At 73.3% G+C, this 18,876-nt stretch carries 13 protein-coding genes and 1 riboswitch; of the genes, 6 read left to right on the top strand and 7 right to left on the bottom strand.

Translation table 11 applies throughout. The features are described from left to right. Positions 1-2 precede the first annotated feature (2 nt). From ACFYST_RS04885 to ACFYST_RS04870, 4 genes are all read left to right on the top strand, one after another. Complete coding sequence (locus ACFYST_RS04885) at positions 3-1,130, top strand: sugar kinase (RefSeq protein WP_387859887.1); 1,128 nt, start codon at positions 3-5, stop codon at positions 1,128-1,130. After that, positions 1,127-1,885, top strand: a complete 759-nt coding sequence (locus ACFYST_RS04880) for an IclR family transcriptional regulator (RefSeq protein WP_387859885.1) — start codon at positions 1,127-1,129, stop codon at positions 1,883-1,885. The genes ACFYST_RS04885 and ACFYST_RS04880 overlap by 4 nt, the downstream gene beginning before the upstream one ends. Positions 1,886-1,917: 32 nt before the next feature. Further along, positions 1,918-2,328 (top strand): RidA family protein, encoded by a 411-nt coding sequence (locus ACFYST_RS04875; protein WP_387859882.1) that lies wholly within the window; start codon positions 1,918-1,920, stop codon positions 2,326-2,328. Between the two features lie 130 nt (positions 2,329-2,458). Further along, entirely contained in the window at positions 2,459-3,199 is a 741-nt protein-coding gene (locus tag ACFYST_RS04870) for a cobalt-precorrin-6A reductase (protein WP_387859879.1), read from the top strand. Here ACFYST_RS04870 and ACFYST_RS04865 read toward each other — a convergent pair. The 3 genes from ACFYST_RS04865 to ACFYST_RS04855 are packed head-to-tail and all read right to left on the bottom strand — an operon-like array spanning position 3,196 to position 7,018. Continuing rightward, positions 3,196-4,791: a precorrin-2 C(20)-methyltransferase gene (locus ACFYST_RS04865; protein ID WP_387859876.1), complete on the bottom strand. Its 1,596-nt coding sequence runs from the start codon at positions 4,789-4,791 to the stop codon at positions 3,196-3,198. The two genes, ACFYST_RS04870 and ACFYST_RS04865, sit on opposite strands and share 4 nt — an antisense overlap. Further along, the gene (locus ACFYST_RS04860; RefSeq protein WP_387859873.1) at positions 4,788-5,414 is read right to left on the bottom strand and encodes a precorrin-8X methylmutase; all 627 of its coding nucleotides are present in this window, start codon (positions 5,412-5,414) and stop codon (positions 4,788-4,790) included. Before ACFYST_RS04860 ends, ACFYST_RS04865 begins: the two co-directional genes overlap by 4 nt. Further along, positions 5,411-7,018 carry a hypothetical protein gene (locus tag ACFYST_RS04855; RefSeq protein WP_387859870.1) on the bottom strand — a complete coding sequence of 536 codons (1,608 nt, stop codon included), beginning with the start codon at positions 7,016-7,018 and terminating at the stop codon, positions 5,411-5,413. The genes ACFYST_RS04860 and ACFYST_RS04855 overlap by 4 nt, the downstream gene beginning before the upstream one ends. A 224-nt stretch (positions 7,019-7,242) precedes the next feature. Beyond that, positions 7,243-7,381, top strand: a riboswitch (cobalamin riboswitch). Positions 7,382-7,655: 274 nt separating this feature from the next. Here ACFYST_RS04855 and cobN point away from each other — a divergent pair. Together cobN and lnt are read left to right on the top strand one after the other, a co-directional pair. After that, entirely contained in the window at positions 7,656-11,264 is a 3,609-nt protein-coding gene (cobN, locus tag ACFYST_RS04850; RefSeq protein WP_387859869.1) for a cobaltochelatase subunit CobN, read from the top strand. A gap of 163 nt (positions 11,265-11,427) precedes the next feature. Beyond that, positions 11,428-12,984 carry an apolipoprotein N-acyltransferase gene (gene lnt, locus ACFYST_RS04845; protein WP_387859867.1) on the top strand — a complete coding sequence of 519 codons (1,557 nt, stop codon included), beginning with the start codon at positions 11,428-11,430 and terminating at the stop codon, positions 12,982-12,984. A 240-nt stretch (positions 12,985-13,224) separates the two neighbouring features. On the opposite strand, the gene ACFYST_RS04840 is transcribed toward lnt, so the two are convergent. From ACFYST_RS04840 to ACFYST_RS04825, 4 genes are all read right to left on the bottom strand, one after another. Continuing rightward, complete coding sequence (locus tag ACFYST_RS04840) at positions 13,225-13,974, bottom strand: VOC family protein (protein ID WP_387634245.1); 750 nt, start codon at positions 13,972-13,974, stop codon at positions 13,225-13,227. A gap of 11 nt (positions 13,975-13,985) precedes the next feature. Then, positions 13,986-14,900, bottom strand: a complete 915-nt coding sequence (locus ACFYST_RS04835; protein ID WP_387634247.1) for an NADP-dependent oxidoreductase — start codon at positions 14,898-14,900, stop codon at positions 13,986-13,988. A 118-nt stretch (positions 14,901-15,018) separates the two neighbouring features. Further along, positions 15,019-17,259: a putative bifunctional diguanylate cyclase/phosphodiesterase gene (locus tag ACFYST_RS04830; RefSeq protein WP_387634250.1), complete on the bottom strand. Its 2,241-nt coding sequence runs from the start codon at positions 17,257-17,259 to the stop codon at positions 15,019-15,021. Beyond that, positions 17,256-18,062, bottom strand: coding sequence for an SAM-dependent methyltransferase (locus ACFYST_RS04825; RefSeq protein ID WP_387634254.1), 807 nt, complete (start codon positions 18,060-18,062; stop codon positions 17,256-17,258). The genes ACFYST_RS04830 and ACFYST_RS04825 overlap by 4 nt, the downstream gene beginning before the upstream one ends. Between the last annotated feature and the right edge of the window lie 814 nt (positions 18,063-18,876).

The following is an 18,876-nucleotide window of genomic DNA, read 5'->3' as shown; positions in this document are numbered from 1 at the left end:
TGATGGCGGATCAGGACGGCGGGGCGGCGGTCGCCCGGGCGGTGTGCCTGGGTGAGTCGATGGCGGCGCTGCTGCCCGACCGGCCGGGACCGTTCGAGGCCGTCGGCGCGTTCCGGCCCTCGGTGGGCGGCGCCGAGTCCAATGTCGCCGCGGCGCTCGCGGGGCTGGGTGTGCCGACCGCCTGGATCAGCCGGGTCGGCGCGGACGGTTTCGGCCGCCGCCTCACCGGCGACCTGGCGGCGGCGGGCGTGGACGTCTCCGCCGTCGCCGTGGACCCGCACCGCCCGACCGGCGTGTACCTGAAGGAGACCGGCGGCTCCGCCCTCCCGCACGACCTCGGCGCGGGCCGCTCCCGCCTGCACTACTACCGCTCGGGCTCGGCCGCGTCCGCGCTCTCCCCCGCCCTGCTGGACGACCCGGCGGCCGCCGCGCTGCTGGACCGGGCGCCGCTGCTGCACCTGACGGGCATCACGCCCGCCCTCTCCGACGACTGCCTGGAACTGGTCCGCGCTCTGCTGGCCCGCCGCCGTCCGGGCCGGCTGGTCTCCTTCGACCTCAACTGGCGCCCCGTGCTGTGGCGCCGGCGCGACCCGTCGGTGCTGCCCGCCTTGCTGGACGCCGCCGATGTGCTGCTGCTCGGCGCGGACGAGGCCGAGGGCGCGTTCGGCACCGGCGATCCGGCCGCACTGAGAAAGCGCTTTCCCTCTCCCTCCGTGCTCGTCGTCAAGGACGCCGGGCACCTCGTCGCCGTGCTCGACCGGAACGGCGGCTCGGTCACCGAACCCGCGCTCGCCGTCGAGGTGGTCGAACCCACCGGCGCGGGCGACGCGTTCGCGGCCGGCTACCTCGCCGGGACCCTGCGCGGGCTCGACCAGCGCTCCCGGCTGCGGCTCGGCCACCTCGCGGCGGCCAGTGCGCTGACCGCGCCCACCGACCACGGCACCCTCCCGGACGCCCGCACGGTGGCCGCGCTGCTCGCCGCCGACGAACGGGACTGGGCGGCGACCCGCGTCTCCGCGTCCGGCATCGTCTCTCCCGCGCTCGCCGCGGACCCGACAGCGGCAACGGACCCCGGAGCCCGTAACCTCCCCGGAGCCCTCGAAACCCTCGGAACATCGGGACACCCATGAGTCAGACCGTCACCCGAGCCCTGCGCCTGCTCGCCGAACTCGGCGAGGGCGAACGCTCCCTGGACCAGCTGGCCGACCTGATCGGTGTGCACAAGACCACCGTGCTGCGGCTGCTGCAGACCATGGAGGAGGAACGGTTCGTCTACCGCGACGCCCAGTACCGCTACCACCTGGGCGCGGGCCTGTTCGCGCTGTCCAGCCTCGCGCTGGAGCAGCGGGGCATCCGGCGCACCGCCGCACCGCACCTGGCGGAGCTGAACGCGGCGACCGGCCAGACCGTGCACCTGGCCGCGTACGAGGGCGGCGAGGTGGTCTACATCGACAAGTACGACTCGCGGCACCCGGTGCGGATGTACTCGCGGATCGGGCTGCGGGCCGCGCTGCACAACACGGCGGTGGCGAAGGTGCTGCTGGCCGACCTGCCGCCGGCCGAGCGCCGCCGGGTGGTGGACACCATCGAGTTCACCGTCCACACGCCCAACACCATCACCAGCCGGCCCGCCCTGCTCGCCGAACTGGAGCAGGTCGCCGCGCAGGGCTGGGCGCAGGACCACGCCGAGCACGAGGCGTTCATCAACTGCGTGGCCGCGCCGATCCGGGACGTCTCCGGCCGGGTGGTCGCCGCCGCGTCCATCTCCGTACCGGACGTCGTCCTCCCCTACGAGCAGGTCCTCGACCTGCTCCCCCAACTGCTCGCCTGTACCCGGGCGATCTCCGCCGACGCGGGCCTTCCCGCCCGCGGGAACCCCTCCTGACGCACCGTCAACTTCTCTTTGGAGCACCGCACATGAGCGACAAGACCGAGATCCGCACCGACGGCGCGCCCGCCCCGGCCTGGATGTTCTCGCAGGGCGTCCGCAAGGGCCCGATCCTCCAGGTCTCCGGCCAGGGTCCGCAGGACCCGGCCACCGGCGAGTACCTGCACCACGGTGACGTGAAGGCGCAGACCCGCCGCACTCTGGAGAACGTCAAGGCCATCGTCGAGGCCGGCGGCGCGACCATCGAGGACGTCGTGATGTTCCGCGTCTACCTCACCAAGCGCGCCGACTTCCCGCTGATGAACGAGGTCTACGCCGAGTTCATCGACGAGAACATCAAGCCGGGCGGCGTCAAGCCGTGCCGCACCACCATCTTCGTCGAACTCCCGCAGGAGCCGATGCTGGTGGAGATCGACGCCCAGGCCGTCGTCACCGACTGACACCGCCCCGCGCCGCCCCCGCGCCGCCCCCGCCCCGCCCACCGGGCTCCGACGGGTTCCCGCTCGGGCGGCGCGGGCGGCCCCGGCTAGGCTGGCTGTGTCCGTATCGCGCCGGCCCCTGGAGTCCGCCATGCACGTCCTGATCCTCGGCGGCACCAGCGAGGCCCGCCGGCTGGCGGACGTGCTGGCCGCCGACCCGGCCCTGCGGGTGACCAGCTCGCTGGCCGGACGGGTGGCCCAACCGCGGCTGCCCGCCGGGGAGGTGCGGATCGGTGGCTTCGGCGGCCCGGCCGGCCTCGCCGCATGGCTGCGCACCCACCGGGTGGCCGCGCTGATCGACGCCACCCACCCGTTCGCCGAGACCATGAGCCGCAACGCGGCCCTGGCCGCCGCCGAGACCGGCACCCCGCTGCTGGCGCTGCGCCGCCCCAGCTGGCTGCCGCAGGACGGCGACCACTGGCACCCCGTGCCCAACCTGGCCGCCGCGGCCGACGCCCTGCCCGCACTCGGCTCCCGGGTCTTCCTGACCACCGGCCGGCAGGGCATCGCCGCGTTCGCGCACCTCAACACCCTCTGGTTCCTGGCCCGTTCGGTCGAACCGCCGGCGCCCCCGATGCCCGCGTCCGTCGAAGTCCTGCTGGAACGCGGGCCGTTCACCCTCGACGGCGAACGCGAGCTGCTGCGGACGCACCGCATCGACGTGCTGGTCACCAAGGACAGCGGCAGCGCCGCCACCGCCCCCAAGCTGACCGCCGCCCGCGAACGCGGCCTGCCGGTGGTCGTCGTCCAGCGCCCGGCCGCCCCACAGGGCGTGCGGACCGCCCCGGACGTCGCCGGGGCGGTCAACTGGCTGCGCGAGCTGGTGAATTAGTCCTCCGGGTAGCGGCGCGGCGTCCACACCACTTCACGGTCGCCGCCGCGCTGCACCCACTGCGTCTGGGTGGAGCCGATCAGCAGCAGGGTGCGCATGTCGACCTCGGCGGGGTCGAGTTCGGCCAGCGCGACGGTGCGCACCCGCTCGGTGGGGCCACCCACGTCCCGGGCCATCACCACAGGCGTCGCCGGGTCGCGGTACTCCAGCAGCAGATCACGCGCCGAACCCACCTGCGTGGTACGGGACTTGGACCCGGGGTTGTACAGCGCGAGCACCAGGTCGGCCTCGGCCGCGGCACGCAGTCGGTGGGCGATCACCTCCCAGGGCTTGAGCCGGTCGGAGAGCGAGATCACCGCGTAGTCGTGGCCGAGCGGCGCACCGGCACGGGACGCGGCGGCGTGCGCGGCCGTCATCCCGGGCAGCACGCGCACGGCGACGTCCCGGTACGGGTCCTGGCAGGCGGCCTCCAGCACGGCGGTGGCCATCGCGAACACGCCCGGGTCGCCCGACGAGACGACCGCGACCCGGCGGCCGCGACGCGCCAACTCCAGGGCGAATTCGGCCCGCACACCCTCGACCTTGTTGTCGGACCCGTGCCGCACCTGCCCCGCCCGGACCGGCACCCGGTCCAGGTACGTGGTGTAGCCGACCAGGTCCGTCGCGTTGGCGAGCGCCCCACGCGCCTCGGGCGTCAGCCACAGCGGCCCCGCCGGGCCGGTCCCGACCACCACGACCTCACCCAACGCCGGTTCGCCGTCGGGGAGTTCCCCTCCCTCTACCGCCAGCGCCTCGAAGGGCTTGCCGTCGGAGTCGAGGGCGGCGACCCGGCTGGGCAGGACGGCGACCGAGAAGTACGGCACGCTGTCGGCCTCGATCTCGGCGAGCCGGCCGGTGCGCTCACCTTCCATGGTGGCGCGCTCGACATACCGCGCCTCGTCCAGCCGCCCGGCCCGCTCCAGGGCGCGGCGCACGGCGGGGAAGGTGCGGCCGAGTTTCATGATGACGGCCGAGTCGGTGGCGGCGAGGCGCGCCGTCAACTCCTCCTCCGGCAGGGTGCCCGGGATGACCGTCAGGACCTCTTCGGCCTCCACCAGCGGGGCGCCGAGGCGAGCGGCGGCAGCGCTGATGGAGGTGACGCCCGGCACCACCTCGGTGGGGTAGCGGTGCGCGAGGCGCTTGTGCATGTGCTGGTAGGAACCGTAGAACAGCGGGTCGCCCTCGGCGAGGACGACCACCATCCGCCCGGCGTCGAGGTGCGCGGCGAGCCGGTCGGACGCCTCCTGGTAGAAGTCGTCCAACGCGCCCCGGTATCCGCCCGGGTGGTCGGTGGTCTCCACGGTGACGGGGTACATCAGCTGCTCTTCTATCTGGCCGCCCGCCAGATAGCGCTCCGCGATGGCCCGGGCGTGCGAACGCCCGTGCCGCGCACAGTGGTAGGCGATGACGTCGGCCCGGCCGATGAGTTCGGCGGCGCGCACCGTGATCAGCGACGGATCACCCGGCCCGACACCGACGCCGTACAGCCGCCCGGCCGCCGACTCCCCGGCCGCCGACTGCCCGGCCCCGTCGATTTCCTGACGCTCAGTCATTCCTGTTCGCTCGCAATCGCATTGATCGCGGCAGCGGCGATCGCGCTGCCGCCCCGGCGGCCCCGGACCACCAGGTGTTCCAGTGCGGCCGGGTGTTCGGCCAGGGCCTGCTTGGACTCGGCGGCGCCGATGAAGCCGACCGGGACGCCGATCACGGCGGCGGGCCGGGGCGCGCCGGCCTCGATCAGCTCCAGCAGCCGGAACAGCGAGGTCGGCGCGTTGCCGACGGCAACCACGGCGCCCTCCAACCGGGGTAGCCAGAGTTCCATCGCGGCGGCACTGCGGGTGGTGCCCATGGCACGGGCGAGTTCGGGCACCGACGGGTCGGTGAGGGTGCAGATCACCTCGTTGTCGGCGGGCAGCCGCTTGCGGGTCACGCCACTGGCAACCATGTTGACGTCGCAGAGGATCGGCGCCCCGGCACGCAGGGCACGCCGGGCGTCGGCGACCACGTTCGGCGACCACAGCAGGTCCTCGACCAGGTCGGTCATGCCGCAGGCATGAATCATCCGCACCGCGACCTGGGCCACGTCGGCAGGCAGCGCGGCGAGGTCGGCCTCGGCGCGGATGGTGGCGAAGGACTGGCGGTAGATGGATGCGCCGTCCTTCTCGTAGTCGATCATTCGGTCCTCCGCCATTCGGCATTGCGCGCCTCGGCGACTGCCTCGGCGATGTCGTTCTCGGCGCTGTTGCGCTCGGTGCTGTCGTTCTCGGCGCTGTGGTTCTCGGCGCTGCGGTTCTCGGCGCTGCGGTTCTCGGCGCTGTTGCGCCCGGTGCCGTTGCACCCGGTGCCGTTCTGCCCGGTGCCGTTCTGCCCGGTTATGTCGTTTTTGGTGCTGTTTTTGTCGCCGGTGTTGCAGCCCGCCGAGTTGATCCCTGCGCGGATTATCTCCGCGTAGATGTTCTCCTCGGCGCCACCCCCCGCGACCCCCCTCCCACCGGACCCGATACCCGCACGGACAATCTCGGCGCCGCCACCCCCCGCACCCCGACCGACCTCGCGGGCCCGCCCGTCCACGGCGACCCGGTATCCGGTTGCGGTGGCCAGCACGTCGACCCAGCGACCGGCCGGGTGTCCGCAGCGCCGTTCGCACCCGGACCAGTGAACGGGCAGCCCCACAGCAGGAACGGCGGCTATCGCGCGCACGGCCTGCGCACGAACGTCGGCAAGCGCTTTCCCGCAACCGGGCAGACCGGTGCAGGCGCTGACGCCCTCCCAGGGGCCTCCGGACTCGACCCGGAAGCCCGCGTCGGCGAGGCGTGGCAACCAGTCGGCACCGGCTCCGGGCACCACGACGCCCCGCCACGGCGTGAGCCGCACGCTCGCGCCGCCGCCGCCGCTCGCGCCGTCGCACCCCTCCCCCGCCGACGCCAGCGCGTCCGCCAGCAGTCGCCACTGCGCACTGGTCGCACGGCCGAACCGCAGCCCGACCGACACCCCGCCACCGCGACCGCCACCACCACCGCCGCCATCACCGCCACCACCACCACCGGGGATCGCACCCAGCACCGGTCGCTCCCCCGTGAATCGCGGCAGCGGCACGTCGCCGGCGGGCAGTTCGGACTGCACTTCGCGCAGGTGCCAGGCACGGCCGGCGGCCAGGTCGAGGAAGTGGCGGGCGGCGTCGAGGGCGGCGGGGACGGGGTGGTCGACGGTGGAGGCGTGGTCGGCGCGGCCGAGGCGCAGCAGGGCGCGGCCGTCGCCGATTGCGATCAAGGTCACATCGGCGTCGAGGGCGGCGGTGTCGCCGCGGCCGTCGTCGAGGGCGAACAGGAACTTGCCGGAGAGTCGGGCGGCCCAGGGTGCGGCGCACAGGGCGGCGTCCAACTCTCGCACCCAGTACGGGAGATCGACGCCCGGGGCGCCGCGGCCGTCGAGGCCGGCGAGCGGGGAGGCGGCGATGTTGCGGACGCGTTCGTGGGTGTCGGAGGGCAACAGGCCGACGGAGCGGAGCCGTTCGGCGAGGTCGGTGGCGCACTGTTCGCGCAGGCCGCGCAGCTGGAGGTTGCCGCGGGAGGTGATCTCGACTTCGCCGTCGCCCAGCGCGTCGGCCGCGTCGGCCAGGGCGAGTAGCTGATGGTACGTCAAGTAACCGCCGGGGAGGCGGAGTCGTGCGAGTTGGCCGTCCTCGGCGGGGTGCAGGCGGAGCGCGCCGGGGCAGGCGTCGGCGCGGCCTCGGTCGGGCCCGACGAAGGGTGCCGCAAGGGCGTCGGGTGTGGGTGGCATGGCGGCGAGCATACCCATGGCCGCGATTCGCGCCACCGCCCCGACCACCGCCCCGACCAGCAGCCCGGCCACCACCCGAGTGGCAGCCCCAATCGTCGCCCGGAGCTCGCCCGAAGGTCCCGCGCCAGAGTCAAATCCCCAGGTCAGCACGGGTTCCCGGGGGCGGAACCGGTGGGGCGTCGCAGGTCACACTCCCGCCGACGGGCCATCAACCCGTACGATGCTGGGCGGGCACCTCTCGGGGTGTCCGCTGCCAGCGACGGCACAGCGGAGGAAGTCCGGTGAGAATCCGGTGCGGTCCCGCCACTGTGACCGCGGCTCAGTGAGCCGTGGGAGCCAGGAACTCCGGCCGTCCTCCACTGCCCGGGGCGAGGACCCCGAGGAAGGTCCGTGCCATGCGCTGCCGCATGCCCGCATCCCGGCGGGTGCCCGTGGGCTCTGTCCCCACCGGGGCATCCACCGGGCCGTCGTCCGTTGCGACATCCCCCGGGCCGTCCGTCGCGACGTCCACCGGGCTGTCCATCGCACCGCCCGTCGGGCCGTCCCACGTCCTCGATCACACCTGTGCTCCCACCACCGGGTTGACCGGGTTGCCCGGGTTGTCCGCGCTGTTCGAGATGCCCGGGAGGGCTTTCGCATGATCCTGCTGCTGTCCACGTCGGACACGGACCTGCTGAGTGCCCGGGCGTCGAGCGGGCCGGTGCGGTTCCGTTGGGGCAATCCGGCACGCCTGGATCCCGCCGAGCTGCCTGCCCTGCTGGAGGGTGTGGAGCTGGTGGTGGTGCGGCTGCTGGGTGGGCGTCGGGCCTGGCAGGAGGGGCTGGACGTGCTGCTCGCGGGGCCGCGTCCGGTGGTGGTGCTGACGGGTGAGCAGGCGCCGGACGCGCAGTTGATGGAGTTGTCGACGGTGCCGGCGGGCATCGCGGCGGAGGCGCACGCGTACTTGGCGCACGGTGGTCCGGAGAACCTGGCGGAGCTGGGTGCGTTCCTGTCGGACACGGTGCTGCTGACAGGTCACGGGTTCGCGCCGCCGGCCTCGGCCCCGTCCTGGGGTCCGCTGGAGCGCACCGCCCGCACCTCGGAGGGCCCTTCCGTCGCGGTGCTGTACTACCGGGCGCACCACATGAGCGGCAACACGGCGTTCGTGGAGACGCTCTGCCGGGCGATCGAGGACGAGGGTGCGCAGGCCCGCGCGTACTTCTGCGCGTCGCTGCGCGGCGCGGAGCCGGAGCTCCTGGCGGAGCTGGGCGCGGCCGACGTGATCGTGACGACGGTGCTGGCGGCGGGCGGCACCCGGCCGGCCGACGCGCAGGCGGGTGGGGACGAAGAGGCTTGGGACGCCGGGGAGTTGGCGGCGTTGGACCGGCCGATCCTGCAGGCGCTGTGCCTGACCTGGTCGCGGGCGCAGTGGGCGGGCAGTGACGACGGGCTGTCTCCGTTGGACACGGCGACGCAGGTGGCGGTGCCGGAGTTCGACGGTCGGCTGATCACTGTTCCGTTCTCGTTCAAGGAGGTCGACGAGGACGGGCTTACGGTGTACGCAGCGGACCCGGAGCGTGCGTCGCGGGTCGCCGGGATCGCGGTGCGGCATGCGCGGCTGCGGCACACTCCGGCGTCCGAGCGGCGCCTCGCCCTCGTTCTGTCCGCTTATCCGACCAAGCATGCGCGGGTCGGCAACGCGGTCGGCCTGGACACCCCGGCCTCGGCGATCCGGCTGCTGGAGCGGCTGCGCGCGGAGGGCATGGACCTGGGCGACAGCCTGCCGGGTCTGGACACCGGGACCGGGCACGGCCACGACGGCGACGCGCTGATCCACGCGCTGATCGAGGCGGGCGGCTACGACCAGGCGTGGCTGACGGAGGACCAGCTGTCCCGCAACCCGGTGCGCATCCCGGCCGCCGACTACCGGCGCTGGTACGCCACGCTCCCGGCGGCGCTGCGCGAGCAGGTGGAGGAGCACTGGGGTCCGGCGCCGGGCGAGCTGTATGTCGACCGGTCGCAGAACCCGGACGGCGACATCGTGCTGGCGGGTCTCCGGTCGGGCAATCTGCTGGTGCTGATCCAGCCGCCGCGCGGGTTCGGCGAGAACCCGGTGGCGATCTACCACGACCCGGATCTGCCGCCGAGCCACCACTACTTGGCGGCGTACCGCTGGATCGCGGCGGCGCAGCAGGACGGCGGGTTCGGTGCGCACGCGGTGGTGCACCTGGGCAAGCACGGCAATCTGGAGTGGTTGCCGGGCAAGACGGCGGCACTGTCGGCGGAGTGCGGTCCGGACGCCGCCCTCGGCGATCTGCCGCTCGTGTACCCGTTCCTGGTGAACGATCCGGGTGAGGGTACGCAGGCGAAGCGCCGGGCGCACGCGACGCTGGTCGATCACCTGGTGCCGCCGATGGCGCGGGCCGATTCGTACGGTGACATCGCGCGTCTTGAGCAACTGCTGGACGAGCATTCGAACATCGCGGCGATGGACCCGGCGAAGCTGCCGGCGATCCGGGCGCAGATCTGGACGTTGATCCAGGCCGCGAAGCTGGACCACGACCTGGGGTTGGCGGAGCGGCCGGAGGACGACGGGTTCGACGACTTCCTGCTGCACGTGGACGGTTGGCTGTGCGAGGTGAAGGACGCGCAGATCCGTGACGGTCTGCACGTGCTCGGCCAGGCTCCGCGCGGTACTGACCGGGTCAACATCGTGCTGGCGATCCTGCGGGCGCGGCAGATCTGGGGCGGCGTGCGTGCGCTGCCGGGTCTGCGGGAGGCGCTCGGTCTGGACGAGGCAGCACTGACGCTGGGGGCGACGGACGCGGCCGAGGCGCAGGCGCGGGCGCTGGTGGAGGCGATGGAGGCGGAGGACTGGAACCCGGCGGCGGTCGCGAAGGTCGCGGCAGGCCTGCCGCCGGCCGTCTCCGAGGTGCTGGCGTTCGCGGCGGCGCAGCTGGTGCCCCGACTCGCCGCGACCACGGACGAGTTGGACGCGGTGCTGCACGCACTGCAGGGCGGGTTCGTTCCGGCGGGGCCGTCGGGGTCGCCGTTGCGCGGGCTGGTCAATGTGCTGCCGACGGGGCGGAACTTCTACTCGGTGGACCCGAAGGCGGTGCCGAGCCGGCTCGCCTGGGAGACCGGGCAAGCGCTTTCCGCCTCCCTGATCGAACGCTACCGGGCCGACAACGACGGGCAGTTCCCGCCGTCGGTGGGCCTGTCGCTGTGGGGCACCTCGGCGATGCGTACGGCCGGTGACGACATCGCCGAGGCGCTGGCGCTGCTCGGCGTCCGCCCGGTGTGGGACGACGCCTCGCGCCGGGTGACGGGTCTGGAGGCGATTCCGCTCGCCGAGTTGGGCCGTCCCCGGATCGATGTGACGCTGCGCATTTCGGGGTTCTTCCGCGACGCGTTCCCGCACGTGGTGGCGCTGTTGGACGACGCGGTGCGGCTGGCGGCCGGCCAGGAGGAGCCCGCCGAGCAGAACTTCGTCCGGGCGCACGTGCAGGCGGACCTGGCCGAGCACGGTGACGAACGCCGGGCCACCGTCCGGGTGTTCGGCTCGCGTCCGGGCACCTACGGCGCGGGTCTGCTGCAGCTGATCGACAGCCGGGACTGGCGCACGGACGCTGACCTGGCCGAGGTGTACACAGTGTGGGGCGGTTACGCGTACGGGCGGGGGCTGGACGGGCGCCCGGCCCGGGAGGAGATGGAAAGCGCTTACCGCCGGATCACGGTGGCGGCGAAGAACACCGACACCCGCGAGCACGACATCGCCGACTCCGACGACTACTTCCAGTACCACGGCGGCATGGTGGCCACCGTGCGCGCGCTGACGGGCAGCAGCCCAGCGGCGTACATCGGCGACTCGACCCGCCCGGAGACGGTGCGCACCCGCACCCTCACCGAGGAGGCGGCCCGGGTGTTCCGGGCGCGGGTGGTGAACCCGCGCTGGCTGGAGGCGATGCGCCGGCACGGCTACAAGGGCGCGTTCGAGATGGCCGCGACGGTGGACTACCTGTTCGGCTACGACGCCACCACCGGCGTGGTCGCTGACTGGATGTACGAGAAGCTCACCGAGGAGTACGTCCTCGACCCGGTCAACCGCGAGTTCTTCGCCGAGGCCAACCCGTGGGCCCTGCACGGCATTTCGGAGCGTCTGCTGGAGGCCGCCGAACGCGGCCTGTGGGCGGAGCCGGACCAGGCGCTGCTGGCGGAGCTGCGGCAGGTCTTCCTGGAGACCGAGGGCGACCTGGAAGGCGAATGACCCGGGCCAGGGCAGTGAACACCGGGCCCGCGTGGTGAACACCGGGCCAGGGCAGTGAACACCGGGCCCGCGTGGTGAACGCCGGACGGCACCTCGGACGACACCGACATGTCGGTGATCGAATAGGGGTGCCTTCCACCCCGCCCGGGCGGACAATTTCCACATGAGCCTGCGAATCGCCCTCACCCGCCCGGCGCGCTACGGCGCGCTGGCCGCGGGCGCGCTGCCCGTCCTGACGTTCCCGGGCGCCGGCCTGGCCGTGCTGGCCTGGGTGGCGCTGGTGCCGGGGCTGTTGCTGATGCGGGCGGCGGGCGGGGCGCGCGAGGCGGCGGTGCGCGGCTGGTGGTTCGGCGCGGGGTTCATCCTGACGGCGATGTATTGGCTGATCCCGTCGATCGGCCCGGCGCTGCCGCTGCTGGCGGTGGTGTTCGGGGTGCTGCAGGCGCCGGTGGGTCTGGCCGTGTGGTGGTTGCTGCACGGCGAGTTGACGCTGGGCCGGTCGGCGGCGGCGCTGGTGGTGGTCCCCGCGGTGTGGGTGAGTGCCGAGTTCGCCCGGTCCTGGCATTCGCTGGGCGGGCCGTGGGCGTTGCTGGGCGCGTCGCAGTGGGAGCATCCGGCGGTGCTCGGCCTGGCCTCGATCGGCGGGGTGTGGCTGGTGAGCTGGGCGCTGGTCACCGTCAACACCGCATTGACGATTGTGGTGCTGGCCCGCAGCGTGTGGCCACGGCTGCTGGCGGGCGCGACGGCGCTGGTGTCGGTGCTGGCGGGTCCGTTGGCGTTCGCCGCGCAGGCCGTGCCGGCCTCGCGCGGTTCGGCGTCGGTGGCGCTGGTGCAGGCGGGCCAGACTCCGGACGAGCAGGCCCGGTTGGAGGCGAACATCCGGATCACCCGGTCGCTGGCGGGCCGGCCCGTGGACCTGGTGGTGTGGGGCGAGAGTTCGACCACCGCCGACCTGGACCGGGGCAGCGCGACGCTGAACCGGCTGACGGCGCTGTCCGCTTCGACGGGCGCGCAGCTGATGGTCGGCGAGGACGCCCGGAAGGCGGACGGCCGGATCTCCAAGGACGCGGTACTGATCGACCCTTCGGGCATCGTGGCCCGCTACCGGAAGATCCGGCTGGTGCCGTTCGGCGAGTACATTCCGCTGCGCCCGCTGCTGGGTTGGATCGCGGGGGTGAGCTCGGCGGCGGGCGAGAACCGGGCGCCGGGCCACTCGCTGCACCTGCTGCCGGTGGTGGGCCGGGACGGCCGTCCGCTGCCGGTCGGCGCGCTGATCTGCTTCGAGTCGGCGTTCCCGGACATGTCGCGCAGCGTGTCCCGGGAGGGCGCCGGGCTGATCGTCTACCAGTCGGCGACCTCGACCTTCCAGTCCACCTGGGCCCCGGCGCAGCACGCCTCACTGGGCGCGATCCGGGCGGCGGAGACCGGCCGGCCGGTGGTGCAGGCGGCGTTGACGGGCGAGTCGGTGGCGTACGACGCGCAGGGCCGGCGGCTGGCGCTCCTGACCACGGCCGAGTCGGGGGTGGTGACGGTGCGGGTGTCACCGGCCGATCCGGCGGCCCGGACGTGGTACGTCCGCCTCGGCGACTGGGTGCCGCTGTCGGCGCTGGTGGTGACGGCGGCGGCCGGGGCGGCGGGCGCGCTGCCCCGGCTGCGCGAGCGCCGTCGCCGGGGCGAGCCGACCGCGCCGTCGCCGGACCTGCCGTCGGCCAGGGTCTGAACTCCCTTGCCGCGCAACGCAGTCGGGACCGTTGCGTGAACTCCCGTCTCTCACCGGCGAATCGACCACCACTCCCGTCCCTCACCGGCGAATCGGCGACAACTCCCGTGCCTCACCGGCGAATCGACCACCACTCCCGCCCCTCACCGGCGAACCGGCCACAACTCCCGCCCCTCACCGGCGAACCGGCGAACCGGCCACAACTCCCGCGCCCCGCAGGCAGGTCGACCCGCCCCGGCCTCAACTCTCCGGATAGGCCACGTGGATGCCGAACACCGCGCCCTGCGGGTCGCGCAGCACGGCGAGGCGCGGGCCGTCGGGGACGTCGGTGGGTGGCAGCGTGACGGTGGCGCCGAGCAGCGCGGCGCGTTCCGCGCTGAGGTCGACGTCGGCGACCGCGAAGTACGGCATCCAGTACGGCGGGACTTCGGCCGGGAACTGGTCGGCCATGTCCATCATGCCGCCGAAGTCGCGTCCGCCCAGGCCGAATTGGGCGTACATCTCGCCGATGGTGACGCTCCAGCCGAACACCTGGGGGTAGAACTCGGTGGCGCCTTTCGGGTCGCGGGTGGCGAGTTCCACCCAGCCGAGCGCGCCAGGTTCGTTCATCACGTCGCAGCCGCGCAGGGTCAGGGGCTGCCAGCCGCAGAAGACCGCGCCGCCGGGGTCGCGGGCGACGGTGAACCGGCCCCAGTCGAAGGCGTCCCTCGGCGGGACGATCAGGCTGCCGCCGCCGGCGGTGATCTTCTCGGCGGTGGCGTCGACGTCGGGGCTGTAGAAGCTGATGTTCCACGCGGTGGGCTGTTCGGGCTTCGCCAACCCGACCAGTCCGGCGACGAGTTGCTCGCCGGCGTAGAGCCGGGTGTAGCCCATCGCCTTCTCGACGGGGATGGGTTCGGTGCGCCAGCCGAACAGTTCGTGGTAGAAGGTCCGGGCCGCGATGGGGTCCTTGGTGGACAGTTCGACCCAGCAGGGCGCTCCGGGTGTCAACTCGGTGATTTTCACGGGCGGTTCATCTCCAGGATCAGCTTGCCGCGGGCGTGCCCGGACTCGACCTCTGCGATGGCTTCGGCGGCGCGCTCCAGCGGGTACCTGGCGCTGATCTGCGCGTCGAGTGCCCCGTCGGCGACCATTTCGGCGAGGACGGTGAGCACGGTCGCGGTGCCGTCGCGTCGTACGTACGCGCCGCCGAGCTCTTCGGCGGTGGCGCGGTCGGCGGTGGACACCAGCCGTCCGGGCCGGCGCAGTGCCCCGGCGACGTCGCGGACGGCGGCTCCGCCGACCAGGTCGAGGACCGCGTCCACACCGTGGGGGGCGGCTTCGCGGAGCCGTTCGGCGACGCCGTCGCCGTAGCGGACGGGTGTTCCGCCGAGGGTGCGGACGTGGTCGGCGCTGGCGGCGCCGGCGGTGCCGAGGACGGTGATGCCGCGGGCGCGGGCGATCTGGGTGGCGGCGCTGCCCACGCCGCCGGCGATGCCGACGATGAGCAGGGTCTCGCCGGGCACCAGGTCGAGTTGCTGGAGCGCGTCGTACGCGGTGGCGGCGGCGACGGGCAGTGCGGCGGCCTGGTCGAAGCCGACGGCGGCGGGTTTGCGGGCGGTGGCGCGGGCGGACAGCAGCACCTGTTCGGCGAACGCCCCGGCGGGCGCGATGCCGAAGACCTCGTCGCCGACGGCGATCCCGTTGACCTCCTCCCCCACGGCGGTCACCACGCCCGCGGCTTCGCTGCCCATCACCAGCGGCGGTTCGGCGGCCGTCCCGAACCAGCCTTCGCGTTTCTTCCAGTCGGCCGGGTTGACGCCGGCCGCTCTGACCTCGATCCGCACCCCGCCGGGGCCGGGTTCGGGCAGCGGCCGGTCCAGGAACGTCTGCTGCTCCGGCCCGCCGTACGCGACGAACCCGAATGCCTTCACCATCTCGTCCCGCCTCTTCCTGCTCTCCGGTTCCGCCCCGACGCCCCTCAGCTTGCCGGGGTACCGGCCGGTAGCAAGGGGCGGGTGGGCCGAACGGGAGCGCGGAACCCCCGGCGGGAACTCAGGTGTCGCTGTCGGAGCCGGGTGCGGGTTCGGTCCCGGCGGCGTACTCCCGCCCGAGGACGAAAGGCCGGGGCGCGCCGTCGGGTGCGTGCCTGCGGTCGACGCCGTCCGGGCCGGTCCCGGCCTCGAGGGCGATCTCGGCCGCGCGTTCCGGGTCGCCCTCGGCGATCCGGCGGGCGATCTCGGCGGGCCGTACGGGGCGGCCGAAGTGCCAGCCCTGGGCGAGGTCGCAGCCCATCAGCCGCAGCCGTTCGGCGTCGGCGCGGCTCTCCACGCCTTCGGCGGTGACGGACAGGCCGAGGGTGTGGGCGAGCGAGACCAGGCCGCTGACGATGCGCCAGCCGAGATGGGTGTCCTTGGCGGGGTCGTGCAGGTCGCCGACGAACGACCCGGCGATCTTCAGGTTGGACACCGGCAGGTCGCGCAGGTAGGCGAGGTTGGACCAGCCGGTGCCGAAGTCGTCGACGGCCAGCGAGACGCCCATGTCGACGAGGGCGTGCAGGGCCTTGAGGGCTTCGTCCTCGGGGCCGACCACGGTGGATTCGGTGATCTCGAGTTGCAGCATGGACGGGTCGAGCCCGGTGTTGCGCAGGATCCGGTCGATGTCGGCGACGAGGCCGGCGTTGCGGGCCTGCCGGACGGCCAGGTTGACGCTCAGCTTGGGTGCCCGGTCGCCGAATCTGGCGACCCAGTCGGCGGCCTGTTCGCAGGCCTGTTCCAGCACCCAGCGGCCGAGCGGCATGATCAGCCCGGTCTCCTCGGCGACGCCGACGAACGTCTCGGGGCCGATCACGCCGTGTTCCGGGTCACGCCAGCGCACCAGTGCCTCGACGCCGGTCATCGCGCCGGTGGAGAGGTCGATCATCGGCTGGTAGTCGATGAAGAACTCGCCGCGGTCGAGCGCGGCGGGCATGCGCACCGATACGGCGTATCGGCTGACGGCGCGCGCGTTCTCCTTCGGGTCGAACAGCGTCCAGCGGCCGCGTCCGGCTTCCTTGGCGCGGTACAGCGTCAGGTCCGCGGCGCGGACGGCGGCGCCGGGGGTGGTGCTGGAGATCCGGCGTTCGAGGACGCCGACGCTGGCGCCGACGGCGAGCCGGTGGTCGCCGATCACCACGGGCTTGGTGAGCGCGGCAAGGACGGTCTTGGCGGCGGCGACGGCTTCCTGTTCGCCGCGGCAGTTCTCCAGCAGGACGACGAACTCGTCGCCGCCAAGCCGGGCCACCATGTGTCCGAGCGGGCTGAGCGCGGACTCCAGGCGGCCGGCGACCACGGTGAGCAGCTGGTCGCCCATGTCGTGGCCGAGGCTGTCGTTGACGACCTTGAAACCGTCCAGGTCGACGTAGCACAGGCCGAAACGTTCGTCCGGCTCGGGCGATTCGAAGAGCCGCTCCAGCCGTTCGAAGAACGCGGCGCGGTTGGGCAGGCCGGTCAGCGGGTCGTGGGTGGCCTGGTGGCGCAGGCGTTCCTGGAGCCGGTAGCGGTCGGTGACGTCCTCCAGCATCGCGACCTGGTACAGCGGCGAGCCGTCGTCGTCGCGGATCAGCGAGACCGTGAGGTGCGTCCAGACCACTTCGCCGTCGCGCCGGTAGTACGGCTTGTCGAACTGGAAGTACTCGCGCTTGCCGCTGATCAGTTCCTCGTAGGCCTCCCACACGCCTGGGGTGTCCTCGGGGTGCATCAGGTCGTTGACGCGGACGCCCTGCATGTCCTCGGGGCCGCCGCCGAAGATCTCGCCGAGGGCCCGGTTGACGGCGAGGATGTTGCCGTCGGTGTCGCCGAGGCCGATGCCGATCGCCGCGGATTCGAACAGGGCGCGGAAGCGCGCCTCGGAGACCCGCAGCGCCCTCTCGACCTCCTGCCGGGCGGTGTCGGCGGCCAGCCGGATCGCCTCCTGCTCGTTCAGGGTGCGTTCGCGCAGAGCGGCCGCCCAGCCGGCCGCGAACGCGCCCGACAGGGCGGGGCCGCGGCCGTCGGGGACGGGCTGGGTCTGGATCAACTGGACGGCGTCGGACAGCAGTTGGGGATCGGTGAAGTGGTTGTCGATCAGCAGGGCGCCGACCTGCCCGGCGAGCTCCGGGCGGAACGGCTGTTCCAGGGCGGCGCGGCGCAGCAGGTCGGCGGTCCGCGCGATCAGCGGGTTGAGGACGCCGGGGCGCACCGCCGCGCCGTGTCCGGTGCGCAGCATGGCGGCCCAGGCGGTGCGGAACCCGTGGTCGGGAGCGGCCGCCTCGTTCATGACAGGCGTCCGACGCCGGCCATCCCGGTGATCCGCTCGGGGTGCGGGTCGACGGCGTCGGCGTCGTCGGGGCGCCACTGGGACAGGTAGACCACCCCTGGTTCGACCAGGTCGAAGCCGTCGAAGAAGGAGGTGATCCGTTCGCGGCTGCGCATGGTGAGCGGGGTGGGGGTGGCGCGGTACAGGTCCTGGTGGGATTCGGCCTTGTCGGGGCGGCCGTCGAGGGAGGCGTGCGAGAGGATCAGCGCGCTACCGCTGGGGAGGGCTTCGCGGAGTTTGGCGAGGATCTTCTCGGGCTCGTCGTCGTCGGTGACGAAGTGCATCACGGCGTTGAGGATGACGGCGACGGGTTCGCCGGGGGCGAGCAGCTCTTCGACCTCGGGGCGGGAGAGCAGGTCCTCGGTGTTGCGCAGGTCGGCGTCGACGACCTGGCACAGGGGGTCGTCGGCGAGGATCAGGCGGCTGTGGGCGACGGCGACCGGGTCCATGTCGATGTAGACGACGCGGGCGTCGGGCTGGTACTCGCGGGCGACTTCGTGGACGGCGCCGAAGGTGGGGATGCCGGAGCCGATGTCGAGGAAGCGGCTGATGCCTTCGCCGGCGACGTACTGGGTGGCGCGGTGCAGGAAGGCGCGGTTGGCCCGCATGATCTTGGGCAGGTCCGGCCAGAGTTCCATGGCCTTGCGCGCCATCCGCCGGTCGACCTCGAAGTTGTGCGAACCGCCGAGGTAGTAGTCGTAGACCCGGGCGGCATTGGGCTTGTCGAGGTCGGTCCCCGCAGGCACCCAGTTCGGACGCGCCATGACGGCACCCCTTCCGGCGGGCAATCGGTCGAAAAATGGCAACAGGACATAAAGATCTTCCTACACTTCGGATCCCCTCGGCAAGCGGCGTCGTCCGACCGGGCGTAGCGATCACCGCTGGCCGCAGGCCATCGACGGCGGCCGATCCGGCCACGAGGCCGCCGCCTGCCGGCGGGATCTGCGGGTGGACGACGCCGAGGTTGCGCGGGACGCGAGAGAGCGGCGCCGTCCGACCGGGCGTAGCGATCACCGCTGACCGCAGGCCATCGACGGCGACCGATCCGGCCACGAGACCGCCGCCTGCCGGCGGGACCTGCGGGTGAACGACGCCAGGGCTGCGCGGAGCGCGGGAAAGCGGCGTCGTCCGACCAGGCGTAGCGATCACCGCTGACCGCAGGCCATCGACGGCGACCGATCCGGCCACGAGACCGCCGCCTGCCGGCGGGATCTGCGGGTGGACGGCGCCGAGGTTGCGCGGGGCGCGAGAGAGCGGCGTCGTCCGACCGGGCGTAGCGATCACCGCGGCCGCAGGGCATCGACGGCGACCGGTCCCGGCCACGAGACCGCCGCCTGCCGACGGGACCTGCGGGTGAACGGCGCCGGGGTTGCGCGGGGCGCGAGAGAGCGGCGTCGTCCGACCGGGCGTAGCGATCACCGCTGACCGCAGGCCATCGACGGCGACCGATCCGGCCACGAGACCGCCGCCTCCCGACGGGTCTGCGGGTGAACGGCGCCGGGGCTGCGCGGGACGCGAGAGAGCGGCGGCGCCCGACCAGGCGTAGCGATCACCGCCGACCGCAGGCCATCGACGGCG

Origin of the sequence: Kitasatospora sp. NPDC004614 (genome assembly GCF_042873675.1) — a bacterium.
GTDB lineage: Bacteria > Actinomycetota > Actinomycetes > Streptomycetales > Streptomycetaceae > Kitasatospora.
The sequence above is the reverse complement of the archived record's forward strand: the minus strand, read 5'-3'. Positions and strand labels throughout refer to the sequence as shown.